Origin of the sequence: Pseudoalteromonas luteoviolacea, assembly GCF_001696455.1 — a bacterium.
GTDB lineage: Bacteria > Pseudomonadota > Gammaproteobacteria > Enterobacterales > Alteromonadaceae > Pseudoalteromonas > Pseudoalteromonas luteoviolacea_C.
Genome location: NZ_MAUJ01000002.1, coordinates 354,272 through 378,165, shown reverse-complemented (window position 1 = coordinate 378,165; position 23,894 = coordinate 354,272). Strand labels below are relative to the sequence as shown.

20 protein-coding genes are annotated in these 23,894 nt (G+C 42.4%); 12 read left to right on the top strand and 8 right to left on the bottom strand.

Features of this window, described 5'->3' with window-relative positions; translation table 11 throughout:
- Positions 1 to 3 precede the first annotated feature (3 nt).
- The 5 genes from A7985_RS10225 (at position 4) to A7985_RS10205 (ending at position 6,819) form a co-directional block, all read left to right on the top strand.
- A complete protein-coding gene (locus A7985_RS10225) occupies positions 4 to 450 on the top strand; it encodes a type II toxin-antitoxin system RatA family toxin (protein WP_065790355.1) in 447 nt (148 codons plus the stop codon).
- Positions 447 to 1,562 carry an acyl-CoA dehydrogenase family protein gene (locus A7985_RS10220; RefSeq protein ID WP_065790354.1) on the top strand — a complete coding sequence of 372 codons (1,116 nt, stop codon included), beginning with the start codon at positions 447 to 449 and terminating at the stop codon, positions 1,560 to 1,562. The genes A7985_RS10225 and A7985_RS10220 overlap by 4 nt, the downstream gene beginning before the upstream one ends.
- Positions 1,562 to 2,413 (top strand): formyltransferase family protein, encoded by an 852-nt coding sequence (locus tag A7985_RS10215; protein WP_065790353.1) that lies wholly within the window; start codon positions 1,562 to 1,564, stop codon positions 2,411 to 2,413. Before A7985_RS10220 ends, A7985_RS10215 begins: the two co-directional genes overlap by 1 nt.
- Positions 2,414 to 2,656: 243 nt before the next feature.
- Positions 2,657 to 3,730: an efflux RND transporter periplasmic adaptor subunit gene (locus A7985_RS10210; protein ID WP_065790352.1), complete on the top strand. Its 1,074-nt coding sequence runs from the start codon at positions 2,657 to 2,659 to the stop codon at positions 3,728 to 3,730.
- Complete coding sequence (locus A7985_RS10205) at positions 3,727 to 6,819, top strand: efflux RND transporter permease subunit (RefSeq protein WP_065790351.1); 3,093 nt, start codon at positions 3,727 to 3,729, stop codon at positions 6,817 to 6,819. Before A7985_RS10210 ends, A7985_RS10205 begins: the two co-directional genes overlap by 4 nt.
- Before the next feature lie 503 nt (positions 6,820 to 7,322).
- Here the strand turns inward: A7985_RS10205 and A7985_RS10200 are convergent.
- Complete coding sequence (locus tag A7985_RS10200; RefSeq protein ID WP_065790350.1) at positions 7,323 to 7,712, bottom strand: helix-turn-helix domain-containing protein; 390 nt, start codon at positions 7,710 to 7,712, stop codon at positions 7,323 to 7,325.
- A 152-nt stretch (positions 7,713 to 7,864) separates the two neighbouring features.
- Between A7985_RS10200 and tmpT the strand changes: the two genes are divergently transcribed.
- A complete protein-coding gene (gene tmpT, locus A7985_RS10195) occupies positions 7,865 to 8,509 on the top strand; it encodes a thiopurine S-methyltransferase (protein WP_065790349.1) in 645 nt (214 codons plus the stop codon).
- Positions 8,510 to 8,684: 175 nt separating this feature from the next.
- On the top strand, positions 8,685 to 9,266 hold the full coding sequence (locus A7985_RS10190) for a hypothetical protein (protein WP_065790348.1): 582 nt from the start codon (positions 8,685 to 8,687) through the stop codon (positions 9,264 to 9,266).
- Here A7985_RS10190 and A7985_RS10185 read toward each other — a convergent pair.
- The 3 genes from A7985_RS10185 to A7985_RS10175 all read right to left on the bottom strand — a co-directional run bounded on the left by A7985_RS10185 (position 9,263) and on the right by A7985_RS10175 (position 11,068).
- On the bottom strand, positions 9,263 to 9,820 hold the full coding sequence (locus A7985_RS10185) for a heme NO-binding domain-containing protein (RefSeq protein WP_065790347.1): 558 nt from the start codon (positions 9,818 to 9,820) through the stop codon (positions 9,263 to 9,265). The two genes, A7985_RS10190 and A7985_RS10185, sit on opposite strands and share 4 nt — an antisense overlap.
- Positions 9,817 to 10,764, bottom strand: coding sequence for a sensor histidine kinase (locus A7985_RS10180; RefSeq protein ID WP_081310501.1), 948 nt, complete (start codon positions 10,762 to 10,764; stop codon positions 9,817 to 9,819). Before A7985_RS10180 ends, A7985_RS10185 begins: the two co-directional genes overlap by 4 nt.
- A 103-nt stretch (positions 10,765 to 10,867) precedes the next feature.
- Positions 10,868 to 11,068, bottom strand: a complete 201-nt coding sequence (locus tag A7985_RS10175) for a hypothetical protein (protein ID WP_141685317.1) — start codon at positions 11,066 to 11,068, stop codon at positions 10,868 to 10,870.
- Between the two features lie 102 nt (positions 11,069 to 11,170).
- Here A7985_RS10175 and A7985_RS10170 point away from each other — a divergent pair, with 102 nt between their 5' ends.
- Positions 11,171 to 12,673 carry a calcium-binding protein gene (locus tag A7985_RS10170; RefSeq protein ID WP_065790345.1) on the top strand — a complete coding sequence of 501 codons (1,503 nt, stop codon included), beginning with the start codon at positions 11,171 to 11,173 and terminating at the stop codon, positions 12,671 to 12,673.
- A 197-nt stretch (positions 12,674 to 12,870) separates the two neighbouring features.
- Here A7985_RS10170 and A7985_RS10165 read toward each other — a convergent pair whose 3' ends face one another.
- Entirely contained in the window at positions 12,871 to 16,035 is a 3,165-nt protein-coding gene (locus A7985_RS10165) for a DUF3427 domain-containing protein (RefSeq protein ID WP_065790344.1), read from the bottom strand.
- Between the two features lie 228 nt (positions 16,036 to 16,263).
- Here A7985_RS10165 and A7985_RS10160 point away from each other — a divergent pair, with 228 nt between their 5' ends.
- From A7985_RS10160 to A7985_RS10150, 3 genes are all read left to right on the top strand, one after another.
- On the top strand, positions 16,264 to 17,034 hold the full coding sequence (locus tag A7985_RS10160) for a hypothetical protein (protein ID WP_065790343.1): 771 nt from the start codon (positions 16,264 to 16,266) through the stop codon (positions 17,032 to 17,034).
- A gap of 73 nt (positions 17,035 to 17,107) precedes the next feature.
- Positions 17,108 to 17,473 (top strand): hypothetical protein, encoded by a 366-nt coding sequence (locus tag A7985_RS10155; RefSeq protein WP_065790342.1) that lies wholly within the window; start codon positions 17,108 to 17,110, stop codon positions 17,471 to 17,473.
- A gap of 132 nt (positions 17,474 to 17,605) precedes the next feature.
- On the top strand, positions 17,606 to 18,754 hold the full coding sequence (locus tag A7985_RS10150; RefSeq protein ID WP_081310500.1) for a DUF1570 domain-containing protein: 1,149 nt from the start codon (positions 17,606 to 17,608) through the stop codon (positions 18,752 to 18,754).
- 77 nt (positions 18,755 to 18,831) lie between these two features.
- Here A7985_RS10150 and A7985_RS10145 read toward each other — a convergent pair whose 3' ends face one another.
- Entirely contained in the window at positions 18,832 to 19,137 is a 306-nt protein-coding gene (locus A7985_RS10145; protein ID WP_065790340.1) for a hypothetical protein, read from the bottom strand.
- A gap of 111 nt (positions 19,138 to 19,248) precedes the next feature.
- Between A7985_RS10145 and A7985_RS10140 the strand changes: the two genes are divergently transcribed.
- Entirely contained in the window at positions 19,249 to 20,136 is an 888-nt protein-coding gene (locus A7985_RS10140; RefSeq protein ID WP_065790339.1) for a LysR substrate-binding domain-containing protein, read from the top strand.
- Between the two features lie 44 nt (positions 20,137 to 20,180).
- Here the strand turns inward: A7985_RS10140 and A7985_RS10135 are convergent, their stop codons facing one another.
- Positions 20,181 to 22,091, bottom strand: coding sequence for a S9 family peptidase (locus A7985_RS10135; RefSeq protein ID WP_065790338.1), 1,911 nt, complete (start codon positions 22,089 to 22,091; stop codon positions 20,181 to 20,183).
- Positions 22,092 to 22,335: 244 nt separating this feature from the next.
- Complete coding sequence (gene dgt, locus A7985_RS10130; protein WP_065790337.1) at positions 22,336 to 23,808, bottom strand: dGTPase; 1,473 nt, start codon at positions 23,806 to 23,808, stop codon at positions 22,336 to 22,338.
- Positions 23,809 to 23,894 lie beyond the last annotated feature (86 nt).

The following is a 23,894-nucleotide window of genomic DNA, read 5'->3' as shown; positions in this document are numbered from 1 at the left end:
ATCATGAGACAAGTTAACTACACACAAACTGTTGCAGCCTCAGCACAAGTCGCTTTCGAGAAAATAGCGGACTTTAAATCGTTTGAGAGTCATTGCCAAGCGGTCATTTCTGTAGACGTAAAAGCCATTTCAGACAATGAGTCTGAATCAACCTGGCTTGTACATTTTCACGATGGCAAGATGTCTTGGAGCGAGCGAGATATCTTTGATGTGCAAGCGCTCACCATCGACTTTGTCCAAATTGAGGGAGATGCTGATGTATTCGAGGGCCGTTGGACGATTGAAACTGTGAATGAGTCTGAGTCTAAGGTGACGTTTGATGCACGCTTTTGCATGGGGATCCCAACACTCGCTGATATTTTAGAACCCATTGCGGAGTCGGCGATAAAACAGAACGTAGAGCAAATGTTGAGTGAGCTTTTTACGTCGAATGATAAGGCTGTGGCATGAGTATTTATCAACATGCGCAACAGCTGTTACGAGATACTTTGCCCGATTTAGCTTGTTACTTGCAAGAAACGCCTTTTGAGGTGTTGGAAGGGGCGCAAAGTAAGGCGATAGACGTGTTTCGTGATGCAGGCGGGGTTGCAACCCTTGTCAAAGAAAAATACGGCGGGAAAGGGCTTTCAGCGTGGGAAGGTGTGCTGTTGCAATTAGCTATCGGTGGCGCGTCTCCGTCACTTGCCATAGCGGCTGGAATGCATCAGTTTTCAATCGCGACTTTGCAAGAAATGGCCAAAGTTGGCAACGGCTTAGAATCTTTGATGCTTGAAGGTATTTCTCGTTCTAATTTATTAGTCTCTTCTGCGTTTAGTGAAGGTCAAATTTCAAAGAGCATTTTGAAAAGTCAAATCAAAGCTAAAGAAGTGGACAAAGGTTACGTCATATCAGGTATAAAAAAACCGTGTAGTTTGGCGTATTGCATGGACTTATTAACGGCCAGTGTCCAAGTAGAACCTAAGCACGGGGAGCCTTATTTCGCGGTGGCGATGATCCATAAAGCCACTGAAGGGATCTCAGTTGAAAAGTTCTGGCAAGCGCCGTTTTTGCAAGCGAGTCAAAGTGAGGCTGTCATACTCGATAATGTGTTTGTTCCCCATTCAATGATCGTTAATGTAGACGAAAAATCAGCTTACCAATCGCATATTGCTGGATTTGTGTGGTTTGAACTGGTCACGTGCGCATCATATCTGGGCATGGTGTACGGACTGGTGAGCAGAGCGTGTGACCAAGGACGTTTGAGCGGAGACGATATGGCTCGAGCGTATATTCAGTTAGAGGCCAGTGCGTTATCACTGAAGGCTGTCGCAGGTGAGATGGACAATCAAACACAAGATACGTTAGCGCAGATTTTAGCTATACGCTATCAACTGCAAGATGTGCTCGCACAGGTAACCCAAAGTACGCTCAGTTTAGTGGGGGGGATTAACTACATAAACGAGGGGTATTTCGGCACCATTGCCCAAATTGTGCATGCTTTCAATTTTCACCCTCCAGCTAAGCAAGCAATGTATAGCCCGTTAAATCAGTATTTTAGTGGCGAACAGTTGGAGATGGTGTAATGCGTTTAGCGCTGTGCAATATCGAAAATATGGCAACTCAGCCGGCTATTTTAGAAGTGATTGAAAATCATAAAGACGCGATTTCACTGGTGATCACCAGTAACCCGTACTCAGCAAAAAATGGAGGATTTTTGCGCCAAGCTTACCAAAACATATGTTTTCGTGGTTATCGGTTTACGGAGTACCTATTTGTGAAAATGGTGTTCTTAAATGTGTTTAGGCCTTTACTCAAGCTATTTGGATTGCAAGTGTTGCCGAGTATTGAGCAGCGCTGCGAAGAACTTGGCATTAGCTATATTCACGTTAAAGATATCAATACCAGTGAAGTTGTCGCCATGTTGAAAAGTAAAAAAATCGATTTGTTGACTATTTTTTACTTCGACCAAATACTGCAAGCGGATGTGATAGCGGCACCCCGTAAAGGGGTCGTGAACTTTCACCCTGCATTACTACCTAGTTGTCGAGGCCTATTTCCGATCATGTTCAGTTATTTGTATAACGATAGACAATACGGTATCTCGGCACACTGGATAGAAAATACAGAGATAGATGCTGGCCCTATTATTGCTCAGCAACAGATTGAAGTGCCACATGCCACCTGCTTGTTAGACATAGATAGGCAGGTAAGTAACTGGCTACCAAAGATGTATGATTGTGTAATCGGCAAAATCGCTGTTGGGGACGGTGTTGCTTTGCCGCAAAGTGAAGCGGGCAGCTATTATTCTTATCCAAACAAAGCTCACCTTAAAACGCTGAGTAAATCATTAAAAATGATTCGCTGGCGTTGGGTATTGGGGGCCGCATTAAAGCGTTTTTCTAAAGGAGATGTCAGTCTGCCGGTGGAAAAATGAAATAATCTAAAGTCTTATTAATAGATATTTGTAGTATATAAGCTGTACAGCGTTACAATGAAAGCTAGGGTATTTATTCTAGACTAAAAAAAACGCTGGAATAAAATGCGGGCTGTTTGGTTAGCCCGCTTTATTCATTTTGATTACAGTACGCTAAGTGTTTCTAGAGTGAGATTGTGCCAAATACGAACTTTTGGCTGGTTACAGAAGTATAAAGGGTAAAGAAGATCGCAAGGATTTTGTATGAAAGTGTTTTTGAGTTTGTTTCTACTGGTGAATGCCTTAGGGGTATTGGCACAGGGCAATGATGATGCCCAGAGTAAGGGCTTGCCTGTTGCTGCGTACAGCTTGCAACAAGCCACTGGTTTTTATCAAACGAGACAAGTAACCGGTCAAGTTGTTAAACGTCAAGAGGCTGAGATCGGGTTCGAGTTTAATGGCGTCGTCGCGTCATTTTACGTTGATCAAGGGGATTCAGTGCAGCGTGGACAAGTGCTCGCAAAACAAGATACTCAGCTGTTGGAAATAGAAAAGTTAGAATTATTGGCCAATCTTGATAAGGTCAAAGCACAGCTAACGCTTGCGCAGCAAGACAGTGAAAGACTGGTAAAGTTGAGTAAATCTAACTATTCAGCTCAGCAGCAACTGGATCAGAATCGATCTCAAATCGCTGTATTGAAAGCGGAGCAACAGGTTTTAAACGTTAAGTTGAGAGGAATGGACGTACGTTTAGATAAAGCTCAGTTAAAAGCGCCTTTTGATGGGGTAATTGCTTCAAGAGAGATTGCTGTAGGTGAAATTGTTGGACCCGGACAAATCGCAATTCGCGTATTAGAGCAAGGAAATTCCGAAGTAAAAATTGGTGTACCGCAGGGGTTGTTGGCAAATATTCAAGATGAGATGCCAATAAACATTGGAGGCCGTGTTTACAAGGCGATTAAGCGCTCAGGTGGCACCAATTTAAACCCTATCTCTAGAACACTACAATTGCGCTTTTCCCTGCCAAATGATGCGCGGGTTTTTTCTGGACAAATGGCATTAATGACCATTTCAAAAAGACAAGATAAAGCGGGGTATTGGATCCCGATGAGCGCATTGACGAACGGTACCCGAGGTACTTGGCAGGTATATCAAATCGTATCTGGACACCTTAGGCCAACCGCCGTTGAGTTGTTACATAGTGACGGCCAATATGCGTATATCGACGGCGATTTGCAAAATGGAATGCCGATTCTAGCCAATGGCACACATAAGGTTGCTGCGAATATAAAAGTGGATATTGTACAATCGGTGGCAACCCGAGGTGAGCAACGATGATTTCGTACTTGCTGAACAACGCGCGATTTCAAGCGCTGCTTGTCGCTTTATTGTTGGTCTCTGGGTTCGCCGCGTTAAATAGTTTGCCAAGAACAGAAGATCCCAGAATCAATAATCGTTTTGCGTTTGTGACCACTTATTTGCCCGGTGCATCTGCTGCGCGTGTTGAGGCGCAAATTACAGAAAAAATTGAACAAAAACTAAAGCAGCAGTCGGAAATTAAAACGCTTGTCGGCATGTCTCGCTCGGGTATATCTGTGCTTAGCATCGAGTTAGGCGATGATATCACTAATAGTTTACCAGTATGGTCAAGGTTGAGAGACTTACTGGCAGATGTGCAAATTGAATTGCCTCAAGAAGCCTCTTCTCCGCTGTTAGAGGATGATAGAGGTTATGCTTACACCAAGATTGTGGCATTGACCATTGAACCCGAAGAGGCTGGTTCAATGTCACTTCAGCAAGCTAAACAAGTGGCGGTTAACCGATATACAAAAGAGTTGCGCAATCGGCTGCGAAATCAGTCGGGCGTTGAGGTCGTACACTTGTTTGGGGTGGCTGACGAAGAAATCAGGATCACGCTAGAACCTGCCAAGCTAAAATTAGCAGGCCTTTCTTTTGAGCAAGTTGCGCAAGCGATTAAAAATGCAGACGCGAAAGTGGCGGCGGGCATACTGAGTAATCAACAAATTCAGATGCAAGTAGAGCTAAGCGGCGAGTTCACATCTGTGCAAAGAATAGCTGCTATTCCAATCCAAAGCGATGTGCATTTTGGCCAAGTGCTCCTAAGGGATATCGCTACCATAGAGCGTACCTTGGTTGACCCTCAGCCTGAGATTGCTTGGATAGATGGCATGCCCGGAGCGTACTTAGGTATTAGGATGCTGCCAGATGTACGTATTGATAAGTTTTCGGATCAGATTGATGAAGAATTAACGAAATTCAGTCAAACGCTGCCCAACAATATTCAATTGCATAGTTTATTTGACCAAAAAGGATATACCGAAGAAAGACTCGGTGGATTGCTCAACAACATTTTAGTTGGCTTTGGGCTCATATTGGCGGTGCTGTTTTTGACTTTAGGGTTACGTGCAGCACTCATTGTTGGCTTGGCATTGCCACTGACAGTGATGTTTACGTTAGCGTGCATGAATATATATGGGCTACCGATCCATCAAATATCAGTCACTGGGCTTGTTGTGGCATTAGGTATTATGGTGGACAACGCTATTGTTATTACCGATGCGGTGCAACGGTATCGGCAACAGGGTATGAAAGCGCTAGAGGCCGTAACAAAAGCGGTTAATCACTTTTGGATGCCTTTAATGAGCTCTACCTTGACGACCATTTTGGCATTTATGCCGATTGTGTTAATGCCAGGACCGTCTGGTGAGTTTGTGGGTGGGATTGCCCTAAGTGTAATTTTCGCTTTGATAGGCTCCTATTTGATTTCACATACTTTGATTGCGGTGTTTGCTGGTAAATATGTAATAGTTGGAGATACGAAAGACCATGGTTTATTAGCACAAGGACTCACAATTTCAAAGCTAAGCTCTGGTTTTGAGAACATTTTGAAACGGGCGCTTAAAAGACCATTGGTCACAATTGTGGGCGTGATGGTTTTACCTGTACTGGGGTTTATCAGTGCGGGGCAGCTGACTGAGCAATTTTTCCCACCAGCTGATAGAGACATGTTCCATATTGAAGTCCGATTGTCAGACAATGCGAGTATTCAGGCGACTAAAAGATTAGTAGAAAAAATGGAGCAGCAGATCCTCAAGCATGAGGGGATTGAGAGGCTTGATTGGATGGTTGGCCGCAATATTCCCATTTTTTACTACAACTTATTGCAAAGAGATAAAGGCGCACGAAACTACGCGCAGGCAATGGTAAAAGTAACTGATTTTGAGCGCGCCAATGAACTAATAAAAACCTTGCAGATTGAATTAGACAGGGCGTTTCCTGAGGCACAAACTTTAGTCAGAAAACTGGAGCAAGGCCCACCATTCAACGCACCTATCGAGATCCGGATCTTTGGCCCTGAACTAAATCAGCTGTCGGAGATTGGGAAAAAAGTGAAGCAAACAGTGATTGCTCATCCAGATGTAACACACACACGAACGACCTTACAATCTGGCGCAGCGAAAGTAGAAGTGCTTGCATTGGAGTCCCAATTAACGCATGCAGGCGCTCAAGCGCAACGTGTTGCTGCGCAGTTGCAAGCACAGTCTCAGGGTGTTGATGTAGCAAGCGTGCTGGAGGGGACGGAAACTGTGCCAGTTAGAGTCAGATTCGATGACCATTACCGTGCAGATTTAGACGGATTGGCAGATGTAGAAGTTATGGGTAGTCAACCACTGTTGTTGTCTGCGTTTGCAACGAGCAGAATCGTGCCTGAACAAAGTACGATCCATCGCCGAAATGGTGAGAGAGTGAATGTGGTTGAAGCCTTTTTGCGCACCGATGTCTTGCCAGCTAAAGTACTGAAAGATATTCAGCAGCAACTAGAGCTGTCGCAACTTTCATTGCCAGTAGGTTATAGGTTGGAAATAGGGGGAGAATCTCAACAAAGGGATCAGGCAGTAGGCAGTTTACTGGGTAAAGTTGGGGTGATTTTCGTGTTGCTTATCACAGTTTTAGTTTTAACTTTCAATTCATTTACCACGACCGGGCTGATTTTAATTACAGCTTTTCAATCTGCTATGTTAGGGATTTTAAGTGTTTACATCGCTGGGCACCCATTTGGCTTTACCGTCATCATTGGTTTGCTTGGTTTAATGGGGCTGGCGATTAATGCGGCAATTGTAATTTTATCGGAATTACGAGCTAACGATGCCACTGAAATGGAAGAGATTGTCACCTCTGTAATGACCTGCGCGAGACACATCACCTCGACAACAATCACGACCGTTGGCGGTTTCTTGCCTTTGATCTTAGCTGGCGGGAGTTTCTGGCCACCATTTGCAATTGCTATTGCGGGAGGAACAGTACTGACAACAGTATTGTCTTTTTTCTTTGTACCAAGTTGTTATTGGTTGATGAAAAAGCGCAAAGCTTGCTCAGGTTTAAATAAATTAAGGAGAGCAGATTAATCACGCTAAACAGGATGTTACAGCTGTTTTTTTAAACTGTAATGTTAATGAATTTATATAAACATACGTTTAATATACGTAATTATAAATTAGGTGTGGTTGAAAATTGAACTAATTAAGTTTTTTACTCTTCATTGGTGATATTTAAAATATCTAAGACAATGAGTATTGACTCCAAATAAGAATAAAAAAGGAAAAACAAGTGCCCCATACCACCAGCGATTTGGGGCACTCATTCCAGGGAGTGGGGTTGTAAGGTCATGAATAAAATAAGGATATGTTAAATTTTAGCTTGGGGCTACTCAGTCCAAGCATCGTGTTGATTGATTTGATTATGCATATACGGCTGCCAACATAGGGAGTCTGAAATACAGGAAGATGTTTAGTCCGAGGTGATAGGAGCCTTGTGGACTTTTTTATAATCTTTATTTTCATACTCATATCCTTATTTACTTCTGTAATAAACTTATCACAAATTTTAATTTTATCAATAAATTCTTTTATTAACTGTTACCATTAATGGCAACTTTCATTAACCTTCTAAAGTTGTTGCAGTCTAAGTGGTTAGAATGTGGGCAGTTTGCAGCCTTTTTTAAACCATTTTGTATAGCTTGGAGTTGTTTAATTTTTGTTTCTATTTCGTGGGACTTTTTTATTAACTTTTCTCGACTAATATTTACGCCATCTTTTGTAAAAATAGTGGCTATTTCATCGAGAGAGAAACCTGCGAGTTGCCCCAAAGCAATAATAGATAGTTGCTCGATGACATCCTCACTATAGTAACGCCGAATACCGTTACGCCCTGCCGGTTGAATTAGTCCTTTAGATTCATAGTAACGCAATGCCGAAGCGTTTATTCCAGTCATTTTTGTTACTTTTCCAATGTCGAGCATGTTACCTACCTGATTAATAGCCTGTCTTCCATCTTTACCTTGGCATATAAACTAAGCATTGTTAAGTATCTAAGTAACTCAACTAAAAGCTTGACTTAAAGTCGACTTTAAGTAGTAAGCTGGCGAGGAGTTTTAGTTAAACAGGTCTAATTATGAAAGCATCATTTTGGTTTGAAAAATGGCAGGCACGAGATATCGCATTCCATGAAGGCAAAGTAAATAAGCTACTTGAAAAGCATATTGACACTTTAAAATTACGAGATGGATCACATGTTTTTGTGCCACTGTGTGGAAAAACAAAAGACATTGCTTGGCTATTGCATAAGGGGTACAAAGTTACGGGTGCTGAATTAAGTGAAGAGGCAGTTAAAGAGCTTTTTGAAGAGTTACATGTTGAGCCTTTAGTTGATAATTTTCTTGGGTTTAAGGTTTATAAAAGTTTAAACTTAACGGTATATGTTGGTGATTATTTTAACTTAACGACTGCGCATGTTCATAGTGTAGATGCGGTGTATGACAGAGCCGCGTTTATTGCGTTACCTGCTTCCATGTTGCGTAATTACAGTCGCAAGCTTATGGCGCTTTCTCAGACAGCACCTCAGCTTTTGGTAGGGTATCGCTATGATCAGAGCTTAGTGCCCGGTCCACCGTTTTCCATCGATGAAATTACGATTGGGAAATATTACAGGCCAGACTATCAGTTAACGTGTCTTGATTCCGTTGACTCGGGTGAAAAAATTAAAGGCATTGCACCTGCGTTTGAAGATTGTTGGTTATTGTGTCCAAATAATTCGTGAGAATTGAGACGTGCTCCGAACCTATCCATAAATGAGGACTTATAGGGGTGAAGTTAAATTTATTTTGAGTTAATGATGTGTTGTTTACCTTTTTTAGTTAATATCGATCAATAGTTTACAGTGAGACCTTAAGATCTAGTTCTTAATGGACGTAGTATATTGCGGTAGGTAGTTGATGCAGTCGTTAGTTGAGTTATATGCAAATGTGGCCTACATAGCTGTTGATGTTGTTTTATTCATATCATTTGTTTATCTTGTCTTTCGTGTCAAAGAAACAGGTATTCGCGTGTTTTATCATCGTGGATATAAGCTAAAAAGTAAGCGCGATCATGACTTTATCTCTTGGTGCTTTACACTGATCGTTTACACACTGTTTAACTATATAGATACGATAATGACAGGCTTAATTATCTCGCTAGATACAGATTACCTGCTGCGAAGAAAGCTGTTTTATTTAAGTAAAATATTCTTTTTCATTTTACTGTACGTATCACTGTATGCTTTGCATGTAATGCGTGGGTGTTCTTTCTCGATGATAACACGCAGTGCTTATTGTCTGGGGTTGATACCCATAACGCTCTATTTGATCCAACTGATTTCACGGGGCTATTATGATGTAACGCTCATAACGTCTGAAAACTTTAGATTCATGATCAGCCTTTACGCAACAATATGTTGTTTTATATTCGTCTCTTTCCCTGTTAAGTCTGTCTATCAGAGAATTAAAAAAGCAAATAGAAGACCACAGATCTCCTAAAGGTCACAACTTTCGCTATATTTCAGCAAAAAATTTGCGCAGTTGTTGTTGCCTTGCCAATTGTGTTGTACCTCAACTTCAATGTTTACAGCATAGTAGCTACTCATTCCTGCAAGCACCCCCTTTACTAAATCAAAGAGCCTTCTAGGTGAGGTATAAATCAATTGTGCTGTGTAGGGACCGGTCACGTTATATTGAAAAGCAGGTGGTTGCGCGTCAGGGTAGAGCTTTTTTAACTCGACGTGATGAAGGTCATCCAATTGTTTAAGTACATGTGCCGGGTGAGGGTATTGTGTAAATTGAGACGGTAGTAGGTTAGAGAGTTTTGGATATAGCCACTGGCCAAAACTAAAATGCGCCTCTGATATTGAAATGCCCATTTTGCCCACAACAATATTTACCAGCTCTACAAGCTGTTCGTCGGGGTAGTTTTCCGTTCGCACAAACCCTTTACTCGAATCAAACGAACATTCTTCTAAAGCTTCATACAAAACCTCATCCCCCGCCACTTCAGAGATGAAGTCTTCTAGTAACATAAAAATGTGCCCCTTCATTCATTGCTCTCCGTTGTTCTTGGCAGAGTAATGGTAAAAGTCGTGCCACAGCCTTCCTCGCTCTCAACTGAGATATGGCCATTGTGCTGCTCAATGATTTTGTATGAAATAGAAAGCCCGAGGCCTGTGCCTTTGCCAACCGGTTTAGTGGTAAAAAAAGGATCGAAGATATTGCGCATGTTAACTGGCGATATGCCAGCACCGTTGTCTTCAACGGTACAGTAAATGTAGTTGTCGTCATAAGCACTGGTGATAGTGATCTTCCCGTTTTTCTCAGTGGCTTGGCCAGCATTTACTAAGAGGTTTACAAACACTTGGCAAAGCCTATTTGGATTACACATTAACTTTGGCAGTTGGCTCAAATTGGTGTCTAAAGTTGCATGATGTTTAAAGCTGCTGTGGGCAAGGTTTATTGCCTGATCTAGTACTAAGTTTAAATCTTCAAGCTCCATATCTTCGTTGTCGACGTGGGTGTAATTTCTGAGCTCTGAGACAATTGAGGCGATTTTGTTTAATCCGCAGATAGATTCATCCATTAATGCGGGTATATCTTCTTGAATAATTGCAACATCATAGCTGGACTTCAAATCAAGCATGGCTTGTTCATCACTGACCATGCTTTCTAAATCTTTTTGATAAGCCAATAGCGTAACTAAATACATTTTGAGCGTTTCAATGTTAGACCGAGCGTAACCCGCGGGCGTGTTCAGCTCGTGTGCAATACCAGCAGATAGCTGACCGAGTGAAGCCATTTTTTCCTGTTGTATCAATTGCGCCTCCTGGCTTTTTAACGACTTGATTGCATTAGACAGTTCGTCGTTAGATTTATACAAACTGCGTGATTTTGACTCTAATAAATTCTCTGCAAGCGCTTTTCCTGCAAGCGCTCGCTGAAGCTTTTTTTCGAGTAGAGAAACTGCTTTGTCTGTTACTTGTTCCACCATAGATAGCCACGCGTCTTGAGTTTATTTACTCATACGCTGCAAGAATGACTCCAAATCATAGTTTATTGCGAGTTTTAAGCTTAAATGCCCGTAAAAACAGATATTAATAATTAGCTTTAATTAAAGGCACAGCTATAAATTGAACAGTTTTTGCATTTTGCAAACGCGCAAAACGACGATTTGATTCGCAATTTGCAAAATAGAAAGGGCTTTTCGCAAAATCAAAACAGGCAGTAAAATAGGGGCTAAACCAGCCCATCGCGCCAAAATGCATACCGATGGTGCCAACCTCTCTTGCACGCAAAGTCTCTCCACTTTTCTTACTTATTTGCTTTCTAGTCTCCTCAAAGACGGGCATATGAAGGAGTAAAAGTGCCTTTTAATCAATCACTTTGAGGATATAAAAATGACATTTAATAAAAGTGCACTCTGCGCGGCTTTAGCTCTTGGGCTGTCTAATTATGCAATGGCGGGATGCGGTGGCCTAAGCGATGGAGCATCGGCTTACATTGATGGCGACACGCTTAAGATCAATGGTACAAACAGCAGCGAGAAATTTACATTGAGTGTGTCCGGTGACAACTTAAAAGTAACAAGAAGAGTTGGCAACAGCAGTAGCTGCGATAGTTTTTATTTGAGCCAAATTGACGATATTTATGCCGTGCTTAACAGTGGTAACGATACCTACAATGGTAAAGACGTGAACGTCATTCAAAAAGTCTATGGCGGAGATGGGAATGATCACATTACCACAGGTCGTCAGAACGATTATATTCGCGGTGGAAATAATAACGATACGATTTTTGGTAACAGCGGCAACGACACTATTTTAGGTGACAATGGTAATGACGAAGTGGATGGTGGCTATGGCAACGACTCCATTCGTGGTGGCAGTGGCCATGACAAACTACTGGGCTCGTACAACAATGACACGATTTTAGGTGACAACGGCGGCGACCTAATCATGGGTGGTCAAGGTGAAGACCGGCTTTATGGTGGCAATGACAACGACTACATTGGTGGTGGTTGCGTGCTTGAGAACGCCAATGGCGGCGACATTTACGACGCACCGCACTGTGACCACAGCAAAGATGGCGCAGATAAACTCTACGGCGGTAATGGTCATGACGTGCTAAGCGGTGGTAGAGGGAGTGATACTTTATATGGTGATGACGGCGACGATTACCTAGCGGGCAACGAAGGCCGTGAAGACCGCTTGCATGGTGGCGACGGCGATGATGCGTTGTTTGAAGATGGCGACGGCAACTCAAACAACAAGCGTTGGCACAAAGCATGGGGTAATGACGGAGACGATATCCTCGTGACCAACGGCGAGTTCTCCGATCAAGAAGGGGGTAAAGGAAACGATGTGATCATCGCGCTTTCAACTGGGTATGATGCCAAAATTGAAGGCGGCAAAAACGGCGACTACATTTGGACTGGCGACAGTGCACCACAAGGTTCGTGCGGTCAAGGCAATGACAAGGGCATGTTCTTACTAGATAAATGCGAAGGCACAACTTGGGTAGATGACTACCAAGGCTTGCTGTCAAAAGTGGATAAGCGCAGTAACTTTAAAAACCCATACTTTGACGCTGCCGATGCTGTAGTAGAAATGGACGGTTCACACACTGGTTTTAAAAACGGCTGGCGTAGCTACAAGGAAAACCAAAAGCCTCACGCCCTGTACGATATCGTTTCATCATCGGTGTTTTACCGCTGGTTAGACAATCGTGCCACAACGCCTTGGTCATATTACGAGTGGAAAGTGTCGTTTAATCCAGGTAATGGCGTGTATGGTACATACACTCACTGTATGGAGGACAACGTTGCCTATAGTTGCGTTTGGCAAATCGGCCAAAGCCAGCAATGTTACAACAAAGACGGTAACACCATCTCATGCAACTAATCTAATCTGGCAATTAGATGTTATGTCGCAAAGCCCACGTATGTGGGCTTTTTTAGGTTATTGCCAATTTGTACTTCTTAGTGATCTGCCTAATAAGGGTTACTTTGAATCTAGTGTACTGGTATCTGCAGTACAGTTTTGTGTTTGCGCGCGATGAATCAGCGCAGCTAAAATCTTAGGTAATTTTCAATGTTAGCTTAACCAACCGCCAACTTCCCAGCCTCATGCCATAACTCACTTGGCATGGGGTGGTGAAAATCCCACGTAATGTCCATTGGCTGACTGCCTGTATGCGTCACATATTGCACCTCACCGAAATTAACAAAGCCCATAGTGCGACCGTTTTCGTCTTTGTTTTGCTCTCGTACAAATAAATAGATGCGCTTGCCAGTTTTTTGGTGGGTAATATAGCTCAAGCCTTTACCTCGCTCCGGCCTTGCGCTGTTTTGTGACTGCCAATGAAAGCGAGTGGGGCTGATGGCAAAGTCTTTGTATAGTGTGGTTGGGGAATAGGTTTTCTCGCATTTAGTGAGGGTCACAAATAACAGCTCGATATTGTGGCTTTTAAGCTCTAATACGCCTTCACGCGCGGGTGATTTTTTCTCAAAGGTGCTTGCGCCAATCGCGGCGAGTATTTGCTCACGGGAATATCGGCTATGTAACTGTAAGGCTGTATTTGGTAAGCCCGACAGTGATTGCTCTTGGTGATGAATACGGTTTATTAAAATGTTGAGCACGTCGCTGAGCTCAGCTTGTAGTTGCTTATTGGCAAGTGCTTTTAAGCTGGTGGTAATGTCTTTTTGCCCTGTTTGCTTACCTGATTTTTCCCAAAAGTTATAGTGCGTCATTAAGGTAAATGCAGCGCTGTTTGACGTGCTTTTAAGCTCAGTCAAATCAAAATCATGGTTACATAAAGACTGTAAAAACTGCAAGTAACTGAGCGAGTTGCATGTAATTAACTGGGTGTTGATGGCGCGATAATAGGCTTGTATTTGGACTTGCTCAAGCTCCGTCATTACGGTGCATTGATTGGTTAGCCAATGCCATCCTCCTAATTTACCTTGAGAGAGTTTATATACATCCTCCAAGGTCACGCTGGGGTTAACCTGTAAAAAGTGAGCGAGTGTGAGCGGTAAATTAGTGTCTTGATGATAGCGGTTGAGCAGCGCTTGTAATCGACGTTTGTTGTTAATTGCACCTTTAATATTTTTAAGAATGATGTCTTTACTTTGCTTTTGTAATTCAATGCGACACCCTAAAGGCAGATGTGCAAATCCGCTTTCAATCTCTTGGCTGATTGAAGTATTGGTTTTACCGACAAGGGCTCGAAACTTATTGGCAAAGTCATATTCTGGTCGTGCATTACCCACAAAGTCTAAGACGGTGCAGCATTCTTTGTCTTGAGTTAGACGCAAGCCGCGACCAAGCTGCTGCAAAAACAAAGTTAAGCTTTCTGTTGGGCGTAAAAATAGTAGGGTGTCGACCTCTGGAATATCGACACCTTCGTTAAAAATATCTACCACACAGAGTATTTGTATCTCGCCTTGTCTAAGTGCTAGCTGTTTATCATATCGGTCTTTGGCATTGTCACTGGTCAATACATCGCTGCTGATCCCTTTTATGTTAAATTGCTTAGCCATAAACTCTGCATGCTGTTTACTCACGCAAAAGGCCAGTGCTTTAATGGCGTGCACATCTGTGACAATGTCAGCCAATGTTTGCATGATTTTAAATGCTCGGTGATCGCTTTGTGTGTAAATTCGAGTGAGTGCACCGATGTCGTAGCGGCCACGTTGCCACGAAACACGGCTAAGGTCAGTATCGTCATCAATCGCAAAGTACTGAAACGGGATAAGGAAACGATTGTTGATGGCCTCCGGCAGGCGCAATTCTGCAGCGATAACATTATCAAAGTCACTGAGAATATCTCCTCCATCTTGGCGCTCAGGTGTTGCAGTGAGCCCGAGTAATATACGCGGGTTGAAGTGTTGAATTACTCCCCGGTAACTGTTTGCAGCAATATGATGCACTTCGTCGATAACGATGTAGTCATAAAAGTCATGAGTCAGGTTGAGCGCATTCAAATTGTTATTAAGCGTTTGAATGGATGCAAACAGTTGATTGAAGTTACTCGGTTTATGCTGGCCAACCCAAAGTTCGCCAAACTGGTTATTTTTGAGTACGGCTTGGTATGCAGCTCGCGCTTGTTTTAAAAGCTCTTCTCGGTGTGCAACAAATAGTAATTTGGCATTTGGGTTGTGCTTAATAAAGCGCGCAAAATCAAATGCAGATATCAAGGTTTTGCCAGTGCCTGTTGCGGCTACAACTAGGTTTTTGTATCGACCATGAACGTTTCGCTCGGCTACGAGCTGCTCAAGCATGGCTTTTTGATGCGGTTTTGGTTGAATATCGAGATAAAAGTGATTGCTATCCGCCGGCTTATCTTTTGCCGCATTAAGCGCTTGACCTAGTCTATTTTGACACTCCTGCTTACCTGTATATAGCTCAAAGTCGTCAGACTCCCAGTAGGTCTCAAAGGTACTCAAGGCTTTTTGAATTATATGCGGGACCTCTTGATTTGTGACTTTTAGGTTCCACTCAAGGCCGTTGGAAAGCGCAGCTTTTGACAAGTTTGACGAACCGATATAACCGGTATGAAAGCCATTGTTACGCAGAAACAAGTAGGATTTGGCATGCAATCGCTGACTGTTATTGTTGTAGCTAATTTTAATTTGTGTGTTTGGCAGGCTTGCTAAAAAGTCGATTGCTCTTTGCTCGGTCGCCCCCATGTAAGATGTCGTTATGACTTTGAGCTTTTTCCCGCTCTGCACATACCTTTTTAACTCGTCTTTGAATATACGCAGGCCAGTCCAACGCACAAAAGACACCAGCCAATAAATTGTATCGCTAGAGAGAATCTCTCGTTTCAATTCGCTTTCGAGCGAAATGCCCGCATTAGCGCCAGAAAACAGCTCACTTTGACTGAGGCCCGTTTGAGGAAAAATGTCTTTGCTATAAGTTGGCAGATCGCTAGAAATAGGGTTTTGCTTATCAAAGAGCGCAGTCAGAATACGGCCTTGAGAATCGATAAGGTTTTCATCAATAAGTTGTTCGTCTTTGATGTGATCTTTGAGCCAAAATACCAGTTTGTTGGCCAGCTCAATTTGCTTGGCAATGCGATTGTCGTCTGAGCTTGGTATGGCATCAATCGCATGAGAAATGAGTTTGGATAAAAATCGAGAGAGCCAAATCGAAGCTTCAGCCACCTCAAGTTGGCGTTCACCAATGTAAAACTGCTCTCGATTTAAATTTTGCTCAACAACTTGCGTTATAAGTTGTTCATAAATGCCAATTTGCTGCATGGCCAAGTCCTGTTGTTTTTATTCTTAAGTCTATGAAAGCCATTGTATCTTAGCGCTTTTTGTTATTTTGAACCAGGTCCTTATCCACCGATTTGTACCAATATTTATGGAATGGCGATGGTATAAATCCATCAACCTACTTGCACTAAATGTAATTGAAATGTAAATTTACTGTCCCAATTCAACCCTGCAGGTCTAAATAGGGCGTTACACTTAGGAAGGAAACCTATGGAAGAGTCAGCACCGCAACAACCTAGTCAAATTAAAAAAGCGGCCTTGTTTTCATTTAAAAAGCTTTTGGCACTGAGCGTTTTTACAATCAGCATCATTATTGGCGCGTATGCGACAGACATTGTCGAAACACTCAAAGCGTATGTGCTTTATTCTGGGAGTAGTGTGATCAGGTTTTTGCCAATCGTTTTACTCGGTACAAGCCTCGTGGGCTATTTATATTACCGTTATGAAAAGTCGACAGATAGCACTTTAAAGAAAATGTTTAAATCAATCTTTACGGCTAGTGTCTGCATTGCGTTTTTTACTGCTGGTATGTTTCTAAAAGACCCTTGGTTGTCGCTTTCAATGCTCAATGATGAATACCATGGCCCGGTGCGAACATTTCAAAATTATGCGGGGTTTGAAGTAAAGCAGGAGGCGTGCGAGAAGCGCGGTAAAAATCTCACCTGTTCATTTTATGCGATTAACCTGCTGCCCAAAGACAATGAGTTTAGAATTGACTCAGATAGCTATGCAATTGATCACAAAGACAGTCATGCCAGAGTAAACGCATTTTATATTGGTGAGCAACGGTATAGTTTTAGAACTTCAGATTATTTTACTGTGCCTTTGGGCAGTAAACGCAAGTTTAAGCTGGAATTTGCATTGTCTTCAGATGAAAAAATGCGGTTAGCACCGTATTTATCAGTGGTGATGGAGTCGCGGCAACATCAAGAAAAACATCTTAATTTCAGATCAGTATCGGTTGTTGACTATATTAACTAAGGGATATCCGCTTTTTACTAGGCGAGTGTCAAATCTAAATGACTAATACCAGTATTTAACTATGGGGCTTTATATGAATCAGACACTTGGCTTTTTGATCTCAATTTTTATTGTCATTATCGTGTTCATTGTATCTGCTATTGCGGCGGGACTATTTGCCGAGACGCTTGGGCTTTGGAAAAAGCCGATGATTGGTGCTGTTGCCGCAGCGTGCGTGGTTTTCTCTGCTTATGTGAGTGCGCCTCGATTTAAACTGTTGTCAGCCGCAATTTGGCTGATTGTCGGCGCGATTACCGCATGGGTGTTGTCGAGTGTATTTATGTATGCAGAAGATGCCGCGACGTCACTGCCGTTGTATATCACCTATACGAGCGGGCTGCTCACGCTCATGGCATGCACCATTTGGCATAAAAAGCATATTGGAGAAATATTGCGCTAGGTCGTGTTTTTGGTCTGCTAAAAGTGATAATGTTCACCGCTTACATTGTCGCAGCATGCATAAAAACTTTAATTAAGACTTAATTTGATGTGCGCGTGAATACAAGTTAAATAAAGGATTAAAAGTAAAGGAATGAAACACAGTAGGAACACATGGACGGGGCCTATTTTTAAGGCGTGTTTGGTTGTATTTTCAGCATTATTATACCTCTTTTTTGATGGACGGCAGTTTTGGTTAGAAGAGGTTAAGCCTTATTTGTCACAACAAGCGAACACAGCATCAAAGCCGGATAGCCAGACTGATTCATCTTATACGAAAGTACAATCTAGGACGCCTCAAAAGCAAGCTGATCAATATACGCACCAAGCACGTGGTGACCACCAACATGCACTTCGGCGTTTCGGTCGATGCCAGCCTCACGTCGGAGAGCGCGTAAAATACCGAGTTGAGCAAGGGATTTACACTTGGGTTGACAGTAATGGCGTCACAAATTACTCAGATCAAAAGCCTGCCCGCGGAGCAAAAACGTATCAACCACGCAGTAGTCGAGTATTGGACTACTTTGATCTTGAAATAAGCGGACAAACCATTTCAAACCAGTTCAAAAATACGCTTAGCTCTAGGCTGAACGCCATTTTTAGAGGTTATACCGGCATTGTTGGACTTAAAGCGATGCGAAAAGTCACACTTAGGATTCAGGTACTGCCTTCACGAGGGCTTTATGAGCGGACGGTTAAAGCCTATGGTGGAGAGCCAAGCGGCACGGCTGGAGTGTATTTCGGGACTAAGAATACCGCTTTTGTCGAGCAAACCTCATATGAAGCCACAATGCAGACCGCAATACACGAGGCCGTACATGCTATCAATCAAGCGGTGATAGGTTTTTCACCACGTTGGTTGAATGAAGGACTCGCTGAATACTTTGAAACCGTAGAAGTATCGATGCAGGTAGGGGAAGTTAAACCGAATAATCACATTGCAAAGAGCGGATACATCAAAGGTCAAGTGCTTAGACCAAGCCAACTTATTGGAGCCGAGGACACATGGCAATCCTCAGACCCTGCCACCCTATATAGAAGCAGCTGGGCTTTTGTACACTTTTTAATGTCTTCTAGTCATGGAAAACAAAGTCTCAAAGCGCTGATGCTACAGGAGCAAAAAGAGCCATGTAGCTCATTGGATTACGCCAATGTTAAGCGTGTTTTAAACGGCAGTTACCCAAATATGCAAAGCGCATACGCCATGTTTTTAAATGCTCAGGCCAAGCCTCAGCGGTTGTAGTATCTGACCAAAAGCTTTGTACATGAACAAGTAAAAGCTTTTGGTTGATACACAGCCGAAAATTCAGAGCGAAAAATTCACAGTTGGCTTAATATCTGTTTCGCATTTTGTCTCGCCAAGCAACTTTGAACAGGATCACTAGAAAATGCTTTAGTGGATACTTCAATAGGTGCACTTTCATGAAGATTTCCAGATTTGTAAACTTTCACTCGGCAGCTTGTTTTATCCTCATCTTCTGAATAAATTAGCTCGACTCGCTCCGCCTTCATAATTAAGTTTTTATAGGGGTATCCTGCATTAGTGAATACTTTTTCTGTTTGTACCTGCTGAGCTGATGAAGTAAATGCGATAGTGGAAAAAGCGAAGATAATTGCATATTTCATGATAAATAGTCCTTGTGTGTCTGTATTCATCGCTAAGTATTGTGTGCTTAGTGAAAACTGACAAACGAGAAAATCTGGCTTATAGTTAAGTTTTTATTAAGTATAAATGTCATGAAATCACCACCATTAAAAGGACTCTGGTATTTTAAAACTGCCGCGCAGTTAGGTAGTTTTAAGCAAGCTGCTGAGGCGTTATTTATCACGCAAGCGGCAGTGAGTCAGCAGATCCGAATTTTAGAGCAACAACTTGGCTGTACGCTGTTTGAAAGACAAACGAGAAAAGTGGTACTGACACAACAAGGGCAAGATCTACTGCCTTATTTACACAAAGCATTTGGACAAATAGATATGGGCCTGTCGACGCTAAAAGCAGACCCAAATCCAAGTACGATTAGCCTTTCGGTGTTACCTTCTTTTGCCTCTTGTTGGTTGCTACCAAGGCTTGCTCAATTTAATAATGCGTTGCCAGACTACCAGCTACGCATTGACCCAACCGAGCAATTGGCTGACTTCAATGAAGATGATATCGATATAGGGATCCGCTTTGGTCTTGGTGACTATAGTGGTTTAAAAAGCGAGTTAATTGCCGAAGATGAGCTCGTGATTGCCTATCAGCCAGGGTTAATCGACCCTAACAAACCCTTGCGTGCTCAACTGTCCAAGCACAATTTTATTTATGACGAAGGTCGAGATAACGAATTAGCTTGGTTTGAGCTTTGTGATCAATTGGGGCTAAGTGGCCAAGCATCTAGCAATCTCAAAATAGATAATGCGGCACTAGTCCAACAGGCCACTGTTGCTGGGCAGGGGTTTTCACTAGTACGCAGGCGCTTGGTGGCGCAATCGCTAGCGTTAGGCCAGTTAGAAATTCATCCCGAGTTTGCGTGGAAATGTGAGTATAGATACTACTTAGTTGCACCAGAGCGGCATTTCGAATGGCCAAAAATAAAGGCCTTCAGAAACTGGATAATCAATGAGTTAAAAAGCACAGATCCTTAATTAAATTGTGAACTGTGCTTTGTCATATTGATTTTAATGCATGACTAGAGATGTTTTCTAAGGAAGTCTAAATACGCTTGCGATGCTTCGACGCGATTTTCTTTTTTCGTGAAACCATGTCCTTCATCTTCAAACAAAACATACTCAACAGGCACATTGTTTGAGCGTACTGCTTCTACTAGCTCGTCACTTTCAACTTGAAGCACTCTAGGATCATTAGCGCCTTGAACAACCATGAGTGGCTTAGTTATATTTTTCGCGTGGAAAAGAGGAGAGATACGACGTAAACGCTCACCATCTACGGCTGGGTCACCAAGCTCTTCATACAGCGCCTTTCTATATGCCTCCCACCAAGGTGGAATAGACTCTAAGGTTCTTACCCAGTTAGTGACACCAAACACATTGATGCCGACTTTAAATTCGTCAGGTTCAAAAGCCAGCGCCGCGGCTGTCATATAGCCTCCGTAACTGCCCCCCATAATGCCGATACGATCAGGATCTATCCAGTCTAACTCTTGAAGATATTTTTTACTCCAAACAATATCTTGCAAATCATCTTCGCCATGGCGTTTGTCATCTAAATGATAAAATGTTTTACCATAACCTGAGCTGCCACGATTGTTTACTGCAAAAATAGCATATCCTTGATTCACCAAATGCTGAACGCGTGCGCTATAGCCTGTCATACTTTGCCCACCTGGACCGCCATGTACGTATATCAAAGCAGGAACTTTAGTGGCAGAGCTTGCTAGCTTGGGTTTGTATAGCACGCCAGGTACTTCTAGGCCATCAAAACTCTTAAATCGAGCAATGGTACTTTCAACCAAATGATCTGGATTGATTTTGTCACTCAAAGTTGAGGTTAGCTGTTTAACTGAGTCTGAACCAACCTGCCACACATAGAGGTTATTTGGAGAGGTATCTGAATTGAGATAAAAAGACATTTGCTTTTCATCGTCAGAGAAATCGACGCGTTTGATGCTGCCAGCAGGTAACTTCGGGAGCTGTATATCTTGATTGGTTCTCAAGTCCGTGACTGTCACTTTGATGCTAGAGTCTTCATTTACCCCGATTACTCGGTACCTGTCTGAGTCTGAAAAATATAAAAATCGAACGTCCCAGTCTTTTTCAATGTATGGCGTGTGTTGACCCGTTGCAATTTCGTAGCGCCAATTTTGGTAAAACTCACCATGGGCGTCAGTGCCGTAATATAGGTATTTATCATCTTTAGAAAACGCAGAGGCTGAGAAGTTAGCTTCGTGAGACACGTTTGAAATTTCAATAAGTTGAGCTTTGGGATCTGTTAAGTCGAGCAAGAACAAGTCGCTGTCTTTATTACCTTGCGAGTTGATGAGGGCGAGATACCGGTCAGTTTCGCTCACACTTTGAACATTTAGATTTTTATCATTTTTGTAGACTAGCTCACTGGCATGTGTTTTCGCATCATAGCGATAGAGGTCCATAAAGCGCTGATCACGCTGGTTGCTCAGTATATAAAAAGCACTGGCATCTTTAGAGAAGCCGATAAAGCGAGCTCTGACATTTTCACCCGGTGTTAAATCTTGTACCTTAGCGTTTTCATGACGAACAAAGACATGCATCAACTCATTGCCGCCTTTGTCTTGCGTGAATAAAATACGGTTATCGTTAGGAAAATACCTAAGTGGATAGATGGAGTCCGACGCATCGGTCAATTGCACTTTATCGCCAGTTTTTACATCGACCTCATATAGGTTAAATATGCCCGATTTGTCTGAACTTACTAGAATACGCTTTCCATCAGGGCTGAACGCGCTGCCAACGATGCTGGTGGTGTTGTAAAAGGTTTCAGCTGAGTATGTGTTGAAGTTTGCTACTGGCTGTGTGTAGCCCGATTCGTTTGCCGATTGATTGGTTTGTGTGCAAGCACTCAGCGTTGCGAGCAGTACGCATGTTATTGCTGTCTGTTTTATCATAATTTTCCTTATAAACATTTTTGCTTTTTTGAGTCGCTTCCCAAGCATAACAGTATTACCGACTTTTTTCGGAGATACTGAGGCGGCAACCAAATGTACCTATAACAAGTACGTAGTGCAACTGAGATTTTGGTATGCACTAAAAACACTTGGTGCGTCGCCATTGATACGACGATGAGTTCACCGTGCAATGCATACTACCTCTGTATTTTAAAATTTGAGATAGCGTTTGCACTAAAAGGCCTTAATCAATGACCAACAAAGTTCTGTAGGTATCGTATGCGAGTTGGTCAGTCATCCCACTAATAAAATCCTGTATTAGGCGACAGCGATAATAAAACTCGTAAATTGGCTGTGCTGATTGCGCGCGGGTAAGCTGATTTACAGACTTGCTATAAGCCCCGATAAATTGGCCAGGAATTCGCTTCAATAGCCTGACTTCAATTGGGTAGTGACGACTGAAGCTCAAAATATATTTAAATTGTTCTTCTGGTAAATCCAATAGTCGTTGGTATTCATTTAAAATACCTGAAGTAATTTTGTATCCTTGCAGCTCCAGCTCTTCGACTTCCCCGTGGCAGAAAACATGCTTCAATGCCACTTGTTTTAATGCGTTGGTAATTGCATGTTGATAGCTGTTATCTTCTAACAGTGCGGCATTAAAACTACCGTGGTATATCGCCTCAATATTATCGATAAAGCGTGTTGTCGCATGCTTAACAAGAGGGTGGATGAGCTCGACACGAAGATAGATAAAAAACTCAGTGGCGTAGTTATCGGGGTTAGTCCATGCGCGTTTTTGAGCTGATTGACATGCTTTAACGAGAAAGTCCTCGTGCAATTCTATTTGAAAGCTATGTAATTGTTTTATGTATTCATCTTTAAGTAAATTAATCACTGTTTCTACACTGAGCAACCCTTTTTCAACGGCATCTTCGATATCCGCTAGGCAGTAAGCAATATCGTCAGCGGCTTCCATGATATAAGCAATAGGGTGTCGATTGCCCTGCGTTATATTCAGTTTGTCACAAAGTTCGTCTATAAAGCTTTGCTCACTATAGTAATAGCCAACCTTATTTTTAAGGTAATTTTTCTCTCGCGCTTTTGATGGTTTAGCTTCTATCCCGCAACGCGTGTATTTCAAGATTGAAGCTGTTTGGCAATAAGTTAAGTTAAGGTTGGACAGGGTTTTTATGATACGGATAGCCTGTGCATTACCTTCAAATTGACATAAATCTCGAATTAAAAAAGGCGCAAAATCTTTACCGTTATATTCACTGTGTTGACTGTGTTTGTATGCTGATGAAAACCTTGGATGAGTTGAAAAGTAATTATTAAACCAATCATTAATCGCAGCCTCACCAAAGTGGCCGAAAGCCGGATTACCGATATCGTGCATGATACACGCCATTTCGACCAAACTTATTAGTGCATCGGCATGCTGGGAGTCTAGCAATTGAGGTTGATTGCTTTGTTGACTGAGCTCTCTAATAATCGACTGAGCGATAAAGCGGCCATTTTGTTGTACTTCTAGAGAGTGTGTCAGCCTCGACCTAACAGCGGCATTTCTCTCCAGCGGGAATACCTGAGTTTTTTGTTGCAGCCTGCGAAGCGCCGCGCAATTTAGTATTCGCCCACGGTCGCTTTCTACACTTATAAATAAGTTATCGTGCTCTTTGTACGGTCTTTTAGCGTTTATTTTTATAGAAAAATCCATTTAATTGTCCAAGTGTTGAACACTAATCCCATTGTAATCAAATTGTCTATTCCTGCAAATTGTCTATCAGGTTATAAAAAGGGCTG